The 11630-nt window shown below is 50.0% G+C and carries 12 protein-coding genes and 1 rRNA gene; 11 read left to right on the forward strand and 2 right to left on the reverse strand.

Features of this window, described 5'->3' with window-relative positions:
- Positions 1 to 78: 78 nt before the first annotated feature.
- From COW20_06480 to COW20_06530, 11 genes are all read left to right on the forward strand, one after another.
- Positions 79 to 630 (forward strand): adenylyl-sulfate kinase, encoded by a 552-nt coding sequence (locus COW20_06480; protein PIW49277.1) that lies wholly within the window; start codon positions 79 to 81, stop codon positions 628 to 630.
- A gap of 293 nt (positions 631 to 923) precedes the next feature.
- Positions 924 to 1985 carry a peptide chain release factor 2 gene (locus COW20_06485; protein ID PIW49278.1) on the forward strand — a complete coding sequence of 354 codons (1062 nt, stop codon included), beginning with the start codon at positions 924 to 926 and terminating at the stop codon, positions 1983 to 1985.
- Position 1986: 1 nt separating this feature from the next.
- Entirely contained in the window at positions 1987 to 2541 is a 555-nt protein-coding gene (locus tag COW20_06490; GenBank protein PIW49279.1) for a hypothetical protein, read from the forward strand.
- Between the two features lie 4 nt (positions 2542 to 2545).
- Positions 2546 to 3565, forward strand: a complete 1020-nt coding sequence (locus COW20_06495) for a D-glycero-beta-D-manno-heptose-7-phosphate kinase (GenBank protein PIW49280.1) — start codon at positions 2546 to 2548, stop codon at positions 3563 to 3565.
- Complete coding sequence (locus COW20_06500; GenBank protein PIW49281.1) at positions 3562 to 4077, forward strand: hypothetical protein; 516 nt, start codon at positions 3562 to 3564, stop codon at positions 4075 to 4077. Before COW20_06495 ends, COW20_06500 begins: the two co-directional genes overlap by 4 nt.
- Positions 4077 to 5495 (forward strand): hypothetical protein, encoded by a 1419-nt coding sequence (locus COW20_06505; GenBank protein ID PIW49282.1) that lies wholly within the window; start codon positions 4077 to 4079, stop codon positions 5493 to 5495. The genes COW20_06500 and COW20_06505 overlap by 1 nt, the downstream gene beginning before the upstream one ends.
- On the forward strand, positions 5461 to 6204 hold the full coding sequence (locus COW20_06510; GenBank protein PIW49283.1) for a hypothetical protein: 744 nt from the start codon (positions 5461 to 5463) through the stop codon (positions 6202 to 6204). Before COW20_06505 ends, COW20_06510 begins: the two co-directional genes overlap by 35 nt.
- A 26-nt stretch (positions 6205 to 6230) precedes the next feature.
- Entirely contained in the window at positions 6231 to 6800 is a 570-nt protein-coding gene (locus COW20_06515) for a hypothetical protein (protein PIW49284.1), read from the forward strand.
- A gap of 120 nt (positions 6801 to 6920) precedes the next feature.
- Positions 6921 to 7370, forward strand: coding sequence for a rhodanese-like domain-containing protein (locus COW20_06520; protein PIW49285.1), 450 nt, complete (start codon positions 6921 to 6923; stop codon positions 7368 to 7370).
- A 2-nt stretch (positions 7371 to 7372) separates the two neighbouring features.
- Complete coding sequence (locus tag COW20_06525) at positions 7373 to 8722, forward strand: cytochrome P450 (protein PIW49286.1); 1350 nt, start codon at positions 7373 to 7375, stop codon at positions 8720 to 8722.
- A 122-nt stretch (positions 8723 to 8844) separates the two neighbouring features.
- The gene (locus tag COW20_06530) at positions 8845 to 10659 is read left to right on the forward strand and encodes a hypothetical protein (protein PIW49287.1); all 1815 of its coding nucleotides are present in this window, start codon (positions 8845 to 8847) and stop codon (positions 10657 to 10659) included.
- Between the two features lie 146 nt (positions 10660 to 10805).
- On the opposite strand, the gene rrf is transcribed toward COW20_06530, so the two are convergent.
- Both rrf and COW20_06540 read right to left on the reverse strand, forming a co-directional pair.
- Positions 10806 to 10921 (reverse strand): 5S ribosomal RNA (gene rrf, locus COW20_06535).
- Between the two features lie 201 nt (positions 10922 to 11122).
- The gene (locus tag COW20_06540; GenBank protein PIW49288.1) at positions 11123 to 11509 is read right to left on the reverse strand and encodes a hypothetical protein; all 387 of its coding nucleotides are present in this window, start codon (positions 11507 to 11509) and stop codon (positions 11123 to 11125) included.
- Positions 11510 to 11630: the final 121 nt, after the last annotated feature.

Raw genomic sequence — 11630 nt, forward strand, 5'->3', positions numbered from 1 at the left:
TTTTCTTTCATTGTATACTTAGTCAAACACAAGACCAATTGAAATAAATACATAAAAAATCTGTGAAACACCAAAACAATGGTAGCCAAAGACAGAGTAGATTTTTTTGAGAAAAACAAGGTTTACTGGCTCACGGGTCTGGCTGGCTCAGGCAAAAGCACCCTTGGCAAACAGCTTTGGCAGACACTGCGCTCCGCAGGCCAAGCTACAGTCTATCTTGATGGCGATGTTTTGCGCGAAGTTTTTGGAAAAACCAAGGGATACAGCCGTGCTGAGCGTTTGGAACTGGCCTGGCGCTACAGCCATATGTGTCATATGCTTTCAATACAAGGCCTGAACGTCGTTTGTGCCACGATTTCGCTCTTCCACGAGGTACAGGCTTGGAATCGCAAAAACTTACCCGGCTATATTGAAATTTTTCTGGATACCCCCTTTGAAATACTTCAGGAACGGGATCAAAAATCCCTTTACAGCAAAGCATTGGCAGGAGAAATCAAAGAGGTTGTAGGTGTAGATATTGAACCCGAATGGCCACAAAAACCGGATATTCACCTGGTTTATCAGCCAGGTCTTTCTCCTGAGGAGTGTTTTATCGATTTACAGAAGCAAATTCAACGGTTACCAAAATAAGTATCTCCTCTTCACTATGTACACATCACCTTAAAAAGCCCTGCATCCTTTTCAGAGCGACACCTTGAAAATGACGGAGTTCTCAATTCGCGAACGTTTTTTTATCTTCGGCGCTCTCTTTTCCGTTAACCCTAACATCAGATCGCTCACAAGACCGGAAAGCCATCCCCAGCGCGAAAACGCTTGATATCTCGGATCTCATCTGCTAGCATGACCTGAGAACCTGTCCACATGCGAGGTATTTATGGAGTTTCATGAAATTGAAGAGCCCCTGCGCCAATTAGAAGCGCAGTATCAAGATATCAGGAGGTCTCTTTGACCTCGCTGAATTAGCCTCCCGAATTGAAAGTCTTGAGATCGAAACCCAGCAACCGGGATTTTGGGATCGCCCCGATGAAGCCGCGCGCCGCTCACAGGAACTCACCGCCCTACAAGAAGAGTATCAACGGATTGAACGTTGGGAAACCACCCTGAAAGACAGCCAGGAACTCCTGACCATGGCCCGCGAAGAAAATGACAGTTCCCTTTTGCCCGATGTGCTGACCCAACTGGAGGAGATGCAGAAAGAACTGCGTCAATGGGAAGTTGAACGCATGCTCAGCGGAGAATATGATCAGGCCCCTGCGATTGTCACGATTACCTCAGGCGAGGGCGGAACCGACGCTCAGGATTGGGCTGAAATTTTATTGCGCATGTATACCCGCTGGTGTGAAAAACGCAAATTCAAAACCGATCTGATTTCCGTCACCGAAGGCGATGAAGCCGGAATTAAAAGTGCCACCCTCGTCGCCACCGGCAACCATGCCTATGGCCTGCTGAACGCCGAAAAAGGAACCCATCGCCTGGTTCGCATTTCGCCGTTTAACGCCAACGGCAAACGCCAGACCTCTTTTGCGTCGATTGAAGTGACTCCCGTGATTGACGATCGAATCGAAGTCGAGATCAACCCTGTCGATCTCAAAATAGATACCTTCCGCTCAGGTGGAGCAGGGGGTCAGAATGTGAACAAGGTAGAAACCGCCGTGCGGATTACCCACTTACCCACAGGCATCGTTGTCGCCTGTCAGAATGAACGCTCTCAGCTGATGAACAAAGATACGGCTTTGAAAGTACTCAAGGCCAAACTCTACGAGCGCGAACGCCTGGCTCACCAGCAAAAACTGGCAGACATCAAAGGAGGACCGGTTTCAGCCAGCATGGGCAGCCAAATCCGCTCCTATGTTTTTCACCCCTATAAAATGGTAAAAGATCATCGTACAGATTTTGAGACCTCAAATCTCAGTGCCGTGATGGATGGTGAAATTGATGGCTTTATTGAGGCTTTTTTACGTCAAAACATGGCTGCGGTGGCCTAATATGCGCATCAAAACACTGTGGCTGCTGCTTTTCTGTTTCTCATTGGTTCTGCCAGTTGCTCCACTTCGGGCCGAACCCTCTTTTCCTTTCAATGACGTGCAACAACTCACCCAACAGGATTTACTCGTTCAAAAATACAAGCTGCAAAGACTGCGTATTAAAGAACTGAAAAACCATTGGTTGATCATGCGGGGTATCAATGACAAAGTCGATGATATGACGCTCTTGAAAATGATCGGCAAAACCGATGTCTTGGATAAAGTAGAAGAAAATCAAACCTTCGGCAATACCTTAACCTTGAGCGGACTCGGACTCATGGCCGTAGGCGGATTGCTCGCCAGCAACCTGATCAAATTCGATGGCGCCATTTGGGTCGGCATTGCGGGTTTGATTGGTGGTGGTGCCTTGGCGATCAGTGGAGAAATGATGGCAGGCAATATTGGCGACGAATTCTCACATATCCTGGATCGACAACAGGCAGAGCGCTATGTGGCAGAGTATAATGAAGAACTGAAAAAAAAATTAGGCATTGCCCATATCCCCAACCTGGACTAAAACAATGAATACTCCTGACTTACTCAAAGCACTTGAACTGCTGAAAGCTCCACGTATTGCCGTCATCGGCGATCTGATCCTGGATGAGTATATCGAAGGCGAAGTTCGCCGCATTTCACGCGAAGCCCCTGTCCCGATCGTTGAAGAAAAATTCCGCTCCTTTAAACCAGGGGGGGCCGCCAATACCTTGGCAAACTTGGCCACTTTGGGGGCCCAGGCCCGCGCAATTGGGGTGGTCGGCCAGGATACTTCAGGGCCCATTTTGATTGAATTGCTCAAAAATCTGGGCATTGCAGTCGAGGATATCTTCGTCGACCCCCAGGTGCCGACCACGACCAAAACCCGCATTTCAGCGCACAGCCGACAATCGGTCACACAACAGGTTTTGCGTCTCGATCGACTGCCCCAATCCCCTCTGGATCAAGCGACGTTGACGCGTCTGGGGGACTGTTTAGAGGCTGCAATCGCAGAATCAGATCTGGTTTTGGTCTCAGATTATGGCAATGGCGTGATTGTGCCCGCCCTGATTGAACAGGTACGCCAAGTCTGTGCGAAACAGGACAAACCCTGGATTGTCGATTCTCAGGAAGATTTGCGTCTTTTTCACGGCGCCACGCTCTTGACCCCCAATAAACCAGAAGCAGAAAACAATCTCGGTGCCCTGATTCAAACCCCTGAAGAACTGCTTGTGGCAGGCCAGAAGCTTTTAGAAATCACGCAAACAAAAGCCGTGCTGATCACCTGCGGCGATGAAGGCATGAGCCTGTTTGAGCGGAATGGGCAAACCCACCAGGTTGCAGCCCTCAATAAAACAGAGGTTTTTGATGTCACGGGTGCAGGAGACACGGTCGTAGCGACCCTGGCTACCGCTTTGGCCTCCGGCTGCACCATGCCTGAATCTATGGAATTGGCAAATCTGGCGGCCAGTATCGTGATCCGCCGCCTAGGCTCCAGCACAACCACGCCCACAGAAATGAAAGCAACCCTGCTCCAACTCTCAACCAAAGGAAATTCACCCGCATGATGGATACTCAAGGCAAACTTTTTGGCCGTATCAATATTATCGATTTCTCTTTCGCCATTATTCTCGTCGCCATGCTCGCGGGCATTGGCTGGGTCGCCAAAGGCAATTCTCCCCTGAATAAGATTGTCTTGGCAAAAGGCACTGCTGAAGTAACAGTGGCCATTCGTGGTGCCCGCGTACTTGACCCCAGCATTTTTAAAGTGGGTGAAAAAGCCTTTCTGACCATTCGCAACCAACGCTATGCACCGGTTGAAGTCATCAAAGCAGATATTCGCGATCGTCAGATTCCTTTTCTCGACTCCCACGACAAAGTCATGATGATCACCGACCCCACAGCCAAAGAAATCAAAGATCTGGATTTGGTCTTTAAGGACAAAGCCGAAGTCACGGCAGAAGGTATTGTCATGGGGGGTTACCACCTCAAAGTCGGCAATACGGTTGAGCTTGATGCTTTTGGCTACCGCCTCAATGGCTCGATTATGCTTGTCAAAATGACTGAACAGGGCAGCTGATGCTCTTGGCCCTGGAACGCCTGGCCGGTTGGCTGGGCCTGAACGCACAGGATACTCCCCTGCAGACGGGGCTCTACCAAAGCCGGATTCTGCAAACTTTGCTCTTGCCCATTTTATTTTTGCGGCATAAACTTTTGCCCTATGCAGAAGGCAGCGTCTTCGCCCGCTGGATTCCCAATCTGGCGCTGTATGCAACTCTGCTTTTGCTTTTTGCCTCACCCTTCTTTGAAAGTGGTATGAATGGGGCCTTGGTTTTTTTAGCGGGTTTTCTGACCCTGATGCGATTGCTGCTCAGCGAAGAAAAGCTCCCAATAGGCAGTTTGACTGCTTTACTTTTACTTTTTGTGGCCTGGGGGCTTGTTTCAACAGGGTTTTCTCCTTTTCTCAAACTCTCCCTTTATGGCTACGCCAAAACCTTGACCTATCTGATTGCCTATTTCTGCTTTCTTGCCAATTTACAAACCCTTACCCATTTGCGACTGGCTGCTTGGGCCATTATTCTGGCTTCAATCGTAATTGCGCTCTATGGTTTATACCAATGGCAGATCAAAGTTCCGCCCCTGGCCCTTTGGGATGATCCCAGCTCAGAATACAAGCTGACACGGGTTTATTCGTTTTTGGGCAACCCCAATCTTTTGGGCGGGTATTTGCTGCCCCCCATGGCGCTCACTGTCTTTTTCTATTTTGGCAATTTGGGTTGGCGCAAATGGCTGCTCTTTCTTGCCTTTCCCATTCAAGTGGCCTGTCTTTATTTCACCTACTGTCGGGGAGCCTGGATCGCGCTGGCCTTGGGCGCAGGTGTGGCCTTTTTCACCTGTTTGATTATTTTCTGGCATCTTTTCGCCAAAAGTGCTCTGTTCAAAGGGCTTTTAATTGGCGGTAGTCTCTTGGCCCTGGCCGGAGGCGTCTGGCTGATTCTACACAACCCGGCCCTGCTTGAACGCCTGCGCTCTCTGATCAGTGGGGGTAGCCATTCTTCCAACCAATTCCGGATCAATGTCTGGCAAAGCAGCTTTAAGATTATTCATGATTTTGGCCTGACAGGCATTGGCATGGGCAATAAGGTTTTTCAGAAAATTTATACCTATTATATGGCCACAGGCTTTCAGGCACTTTCAACCTATAATATTTTTCTGGAAGTCTGGGTTGAAATGGGCTTGGGGGGCCTGCTGATTTTCCTGGGCATGCTGATCAGCCATGCCGCCCGCTGCGTTTGGGGCATTGTACAGGAGATCGATTATACCGCCCGTCTGTTTCTATCAGCCAGCCTGATTGGTCTGGTGGGCCTGCTGGCTCATGGCATGGTCGATACGGTCTTTTACCGTCCTCCGATTCAATTGCTGTTTTGGTTTTTACTGGCCGTTATTACCCTGGTAAGCCGTCATGACATCGCCTTCAACCACAAATCTGCAAATTAGCATCTCACAGACCTGGCAATGGTTGCAAAGCGCATCCAATGTAGGTGAAAGTGATGACGTGCATGATCTGTACTACCTGATCGAATTTCTGGTCTTTTTGGTTGAGAAACAGTATCCGGCGATTCCTTGCAAGGCAGGCTGCAGTCAATGTTGCATTGACAGTGGTTTGCCCAGGGTGAGCGCCCTGGAGTGGCGACATATTCACCGCTATCTGCTGGAAATGCCAGCCACCGATCGCCAGCGAATTTTAGCCCAGAATGAGCAAATGCACCGCCCCCAGGTCGATCTTTTTCTGAACGAGCAGCTGCGCCTGCTTCAACCTGAAGCCAAAATCCCTTTGCCCCCCTTTGGCTGTACCCAATGCCCCATGCTGGTCGAAGGCATGTGCAGCATTTACCCGGTCAGACCCGCGATTTGCCGCGCCTATGGTTATTTTACCTGGCGGCGGGGCCCCGAACAGGAAAGCCAGATTTTTGCCTGTCGCATGGCCGCAGATACCCTCCTGGAGGCCCTGCAGCAAGCAGGCGATGAAACACTCGCCATGCCTGTCTGGAACCGCTTTCAGGAAAAACTCTATGCGCTTAATCAAGGGCAGGGTGCCATTGCCACCCTGCCCCTGTGGCTGATGTGGTTTACGGATTCCGAGCAAAACCTCAATCCCCACAATGATCCCGACCCAAATTTTGAAAGCTTGAGGACAAAAGCATGAACCTGAAATATATATTTCTAGGAGGCATGGTACTGCTCTCCAGTTGTTTGCTTTTCAAACCCACCCCCTCAGACAGAAGCTATGAAAGTCTTGAATATTTTCAACGCATGGATCGCCAGGATTTTCTCAGCAAATACAGTTGGAATACCTGGCTGATTCCTGCTGCAAATGCCGAACTGCCCCCGCAATACCAAAACGCCTTTTCACTCTATCTGCGCCTGGATCCCCAGAATGAAAAACTTTCCGCCGAATACCATTTTCAGCGCATGATCGATCCCAAAAGCCATGTTTTTATCAAAAGAGTCCTGGAGAGCGAAGACTATCAAAGCTTAAGCAAGTTGCTGGAAAAACAGGATCTGATCTGCACCAGCCAGGTCGAACGGAGTTGGGTGGGCCCAGCGCCCAAACTTTTGCGTCTGAGCCGACCCGACAGCAAAGATCTGATTTATGCCGATGGCCCAGGTGGGCCAGAAGGCCCCAGCCAGGAATTGGCCAAGGCGGGAAAGCGGCGTCATCTCTGTTCAGAAGAATTAACGAACTATCTGGGTCAAGTGATTCAAGCGCTGAAAATCCCACAATCTGCCCAACCGGATTGAGAAGGCTGAAAATTATAGCGAATTCTTGAAAAAATCAGGGTTCAGGATCAAAATTCAGGCTTTACAAGCACAAAGTCAAATGTTAAAATAATATTAAATTCAAGTTAATCTGAGGTTTTTATGTTTCGCAAACTGCTTCCTTTGGCCCTGCTGGCCCTCAGTGCCTGCTCCGCACAAACCCTGCCCCTTCCTGCTGCACGTCTGCCCATGAACCTGAGCGTTCAGCGTGCTCCGATTCAAACCCAGGCCATGGTTACAATCACGCCCCAAGAAGCCCATGATTGGCTGGCTGACCCCAATGCCCAGTGGCTGGTACTGGATGTGCGCACCCCTGAAGAATTTGCCCAAGGACACTTAACTGGCGCAACCCTCAAGAACTTTTACGATACCAATTTCAAAGCCCAACTTGAACAGATGAACCGCCACCAACCCACGATTCTCTATTGCCGCAGTGGCAATCGCAGCGGCCAAACCATGACCATGATGCGGGAACTGGGTTTTCGCAATGTCTATGAAATCAAAGGCGGCATCATGGCCTGGCAGGCAGCCGGCTTTTCTGTCGTCAAATAAGTATGCAGCGGCGTCTTCCGCCTGGGCCTCCCCTTTGGGAGTCAACCTTGAACATGCGCCGCTTTCGTGAAAACCGACTTGAATTTTTCAGCTCTCTGTACGCGCAGTATGGAGAGCTTTGTTATTTTCAGATGGGCCCTCAACCGATCTGCCTGCTCAATGCGCCTGAGCTGATCAAGCAAATTCTGGTGCGCGATTACCGCTCCTTTAAAAAAGGCCGTTTTCTTGAAATGGCCAAAGATTTGCTCGGAGAAGGTCTCTTAACCAGTGGTGGAGAGCATCACGACCGTCAACGCCGGATCATTCAACCACTTTTTCACCGCCAAAAGATTCGCAACTATGCAGAGACCATGGTCAAGCGAGCCGTGCTGCTGCGTGAACAATGGCAAGCCAATCAGGAAATTGATATGGCCGCCGAAATGATGCGCCTGACCTTGGCCATCGTCGGTGAGACCCTCTTCAACGCCGATGTCGAGGGTGAAGCTGCCGAATTGGGCAAGGCCATGTATACGGTTTTGGAAACCATCAAAATGGTGGGAAACCCTTGGGCCCTGTTGGTACGAAAATACCAGCTCAATACCCCCGGCCGCAGACGCCTGATGGCAGCCCAGGCGATTTTGGATCAGACCATTGCTGAGATTATTTCCCAGCATCGCCAAGGCAAAAGCAATCAGCAGGATCTGATTGCCACGCTACTTGAAGCCCGTGACAGCGAAGGCAATGGCGAAGGTATGAGCGACAAACAAATTCGGGATGAAGCGCTTACCCTGTTTATGGCAGGCCATGAAACCACGGCCAATGCCTTGGCCTGGACCTGGCATCTGCTGGCCCAACACCCCCGTGTCATGGCAGGTTTAAAACAAGAACTGCAGCATGTGATTGGCGATCGTCTGCCCGATGTCGAAGATCTCTCCCAATTGCGCTATACCCGCCAAATTTTAACTGAATCCATGCGCCTCTATCCTCCGGCCTGGATTCTCGGACGCACGGCACTCGAAGAATATACCCTGAATGAAAGCTATTATTTGCCCCAAGGTGCCGTGGTGATCATGAGCCAATACCTGGTGCATCGCGACCCTCGCTGGTACACACAACCTGAAAGCTTTCTTCCTGAACGCTGGAGCGAAGCCTTCCGACACAGCCTGCCCAAATTCGCCTATTTCCCCTTTGGGGGTGGGCCCCGCAATTGCATTGGGGAAGCTTTTGCGTGGATGGAAGGCATTCTGATTCTGGCCACGCTGGCTCAGAAGTGGGAAGCCCAAGCGATCGAAGCGCATCCTGTGGAGCCCGAACCCTTGGTTACCCTGCGTCCTCGCTACGGACTCAAAATGAAGCTGATTCAATCCAGATAGCTTGACCGTGCTGAGGTTTCAAAACCAAACTCCCCTTTTCTTTAATTCCCGTTTAAATTTAATTCAGACTCGCAGATTCACAGGCTACAATAAAAGTATCCTGTGAGTGACTTGGAGAGAATATGGATCCATTGAGCGCGCGTAATCTGGCACAGAAAATGATACCCGACCCTCAAAAAGGCGTTTCCCATGACCGGGCGGCAGATCTGGGGCTGACACGTTCCCAAATTCAAACCCTGGATACCCACCCCCAAGATGGTGAGCTGACCCAGGCCGAACTGGCCCAAGCCCTGCAGGAAAACCGTCTGGAAATTGACCCTCAAAGTCAAACCATCACCCAGGTCAAACCCCGTTTGGCCTTTGTAGATGAACCCACTGGCCCCGGCCCCCAACGAGATCTGTTTCCAGGCTATAGCGCCCTGGGGACACGGGATCCCAAGAGCCAACCCCTCCAGGGCAGCAATCCAGGCAGCTACACTCCCCCTGCAGGCATCAGTCTGGACGCTCTCACCCACAAACTCACAACCCCCGATCAAGTCACCCAATTGCTGCAGCCCTTTGGCAGTAAAATTTATGACCACGATCGCGCAGACAATGGCACCGGCCCAGGTGGCGCACAATCCCCTGAATATACGCTTGAAGCACGCAAGGGCATCTGCCGAGACAGCCATTTTTTAGGCGCGTATATTCTGCAGGAAAATGGCTACAATGCCCGCCAGACAGGCTATAAATCAGAAGGTATTCAACACGCCGTGCTGACCTATGAAGGCAAAAATCATGAAGGCTTCGGCATGATTGAATACGGCACACATTATTCCCCTGAACAAATTGCCAAAATTCTCGGACGCCCCGCCCTTTCACATGAAGAGGCCGTACAGGCGGTACGCCCTGAAGCAAAAATTATCAATGTCTATTCAAAGCCTGAAGCCAATCAAACCGGCTATATCGAGCGGCTGCACTATACCATGGGGCATATGCTCTACCAAGATACCATGCGCTTGAAACACGAAAACAGCCTGGAATGGGATAAGGCCGGCGGCGTCAAACTCGAAGGCGCCCTAAACGAGAACTGGGGCTTTAAAATCACAGCTGATACAGGATCTTCGCCAGATCCTACCGCACGCAACAGCGTCAGTGCGGCCGTAGGGTATCAAACCGGCAACAGCGATGATTGGATGCGTATCGCTGCAGGTGTTCAATATCGCCCAGAAGAAGGCCATCACAGCATTGGTCCCAATCAATGGGAAAGCCATCCAGCTCTGATGCTGGGCGCACACGCCGAAGGCCAATGGACGCCCCTCAAGAAGAATCTGGGCGAGAACCACCAGCTACGCACCACCCTGGGCGGCGAATTAACCGGGGCCCTGGCTCTCAGTCAGGGAGAAGGCACCAACGCCTCCGATGGAAAAACCGGTGCAGGTTGGAAAATGGATCAAGGTCTGATGGCAGGCATGAACCATGCCACCTTGCGCTTGGGCCAGCACCTGGATGGAAAACTGAGTGAACATTTCAGCTACAAGACAGAAGCCTTCATCGCACCCGATATCATGGCTATGGGTCTGGGCTATGGCACAGGCGGCAAAGGCATTTACAGCAATGTCGGTGTCAATGGCAGTCTGCATTACCAGAACAGCGGCTTTGGAGCCTATGTGGGGGGTCAATACCTCGCACTTCAGGCCAATAATCTGGAGGCCACCGGCGCATCTACTGGGATTTCCTATAGCAAAGGTATCTTCAGTGTGCGTTCAGACAACAGCTTCCTCGACAGCCCTGAAGGTTGGCGCTTACGCACCACACAAGCAGTCGATGTGAAACTGACTGACAGTATCAAAGCCTATGGCTATGCAACCCAAGAGCAGATATTTAACTCCACCTACGGACATTTCAAAAATGATACCGGCATGAATGTCGGCGTTGGGCTTCAAGCCAGGTTTTAGTGGCTCAGCTTACCTTTGTGCAAAACCTTGTCTTCATATAGGACACTCCCAAAGGCAAAACTGGAAATGTCAGAATCAACCCAAAACACAAGTCGGCACACAAAAAAGCCTTCTCTTGAGTGAAGAGAAGGCTTTTCTATAGGTTGACCTGGCGACGGGCTATCTTCCCGGGCAGTCTCCCGCCGAGTATTTTCGCTGCTATCGCGTTTCACTACCGTGTTCGGGATGGGAACGGGTGGGGCCGCAACGCCTTGTCACCAGGACAAGATCAAAATAACATATTTCAATATGAATATCTAGAGTATTTAAGAAATTTTATGCTGGAAATGGATGCTTATTACTCAAATGAATACTCAAGACATCAAGACAAACTCGCTCTTGCATCTCAAAAGATTGAGGCAATACCAAGGGATAACACGAAAAAGGTAAGTGCAGATGCTTGACTCAAATCGATATTCAAAATTTACTGGCCATTTGAGTTATTTGAGCAGGCAAATATACGTCCCCGTAAAATATAATAAACTTGAAAATTAGTTTTGCTACGAGAGTAAGAGGGCTGCTCCGAATCCATGATCACAAGATTCCCCCCCCGATTGGCTGCCTCCAGTTGAAGCAAATACATCGCCTGTTCAAAACTTCCCCAGCGGCGAAAAAAACTCCAGGCCTGATCTTCTCCATCTATCGCCTCTATAGGGCCAATATACTGACAAAGCGAGAGATTTTTCGGTTCTTGTTTGAGAACAGACACCCGTCTTAGGCGTTCACCTTCCTCAATCGTAAATTTTCTGGGTTCAGCTGCAGCACAAGCATTCAAACCTAAAAGCAAACTGCAAAAGAGAAACTTTTTCATAGACATTGAAGAACCCAACGCTCCTACTCTTTGTTCATCCAGCCAAAACAACTTTGAAGAAAAAATGAAATACTCAAGCGAAAAAAAGCCTCCTCAATAAAGAGGAGGCCTTTTTTCAAGG

This window comes from bacterium (Candidatus Blackallbacteria) CG13_big_fil_rev_8_21_14_2_50_49_14, assembly GCA_002783405.1.
GTDB lineage: Bacteria > Cyanobacteriota > Sericytochromatia > UBA7694 > UBA7694.

Bases quoted from the DNA above. Each gene is read 5' to 3' on its own strand.
- COW20_06520 (PIW49285.1), top strand. From the start codon at position 6,921: ATGTTTCGCAAACTGCTTCCTTTGGCCCTGCTGGCCCTCAGTGCCTGC.
- COW20_06480 (PIW49277.1), top strand. From the start codon at position 79: ATGGTAGCCAAAGACAGAGTAGATTTTTTTGAGAAAAACAAGGTTTAC.
- COW20_06495 (PIW49280.1), top strand. From the start codon at position 2,546: ATGAATACTCCTGACTTACTCAAAGCACTTGAACTGCTGAAAGCTCCA.
- COW20_06530 (PIW49287.1), top strand. From the start codon at position 8,845: ATGGATCCATTGAGCGCGCGTAATCTGGCACAGAAAATGATACCCGAC.
- COW20_06490 (PIW49279.1), top strand. From the start codon at position 1,987: ATGCGCATCAAAACACTGTGGCTGCTGCTTTTCTGTTTCTCATTGGTT.
- COW20_06540 (PIW49288.1), bottom strand. From the start codon at position 11,509: ATGAAAAAGTTTCTCTTTTGCAGTTTGCTTTTAGGTTTGAATGCTTGT.
- COW20_06505 (PIW49282.1), top strand. From the start codon at position 4,077: ATGCTCTTGGCCCTGGAACGCCTGGCCGGTTGGCTGGGCCTGAACGCA.
- COW20_06515 (PIW49284.1), top strand. From the start codon at position 6,231: ATGGTACTGCTCTCCAGTTGTTTGCTTTTCAAACCCACCCCCTCAGAC.
- COW20_06510 (PIW49283.1), top strand. From the start codon at position 5,461: ATGACATCGCCTTCAACCACAAATCTGCAAATTAGCATCTCACAGACC.
- COW20_06500 (PIW49281.1), top strand. From the start codon at position 3,562: ATGATGGATACTCAAGGCAAACTTTTTGGCCGTATCAATATTATCGAT.
- COW20_06525 (PIW49286.1), top strand. From the start codon at position 7,373: ATGCAGCGGCGTCTTCCGCCTGGGCCTCCCCTTTGGGAGTCAACCTTG.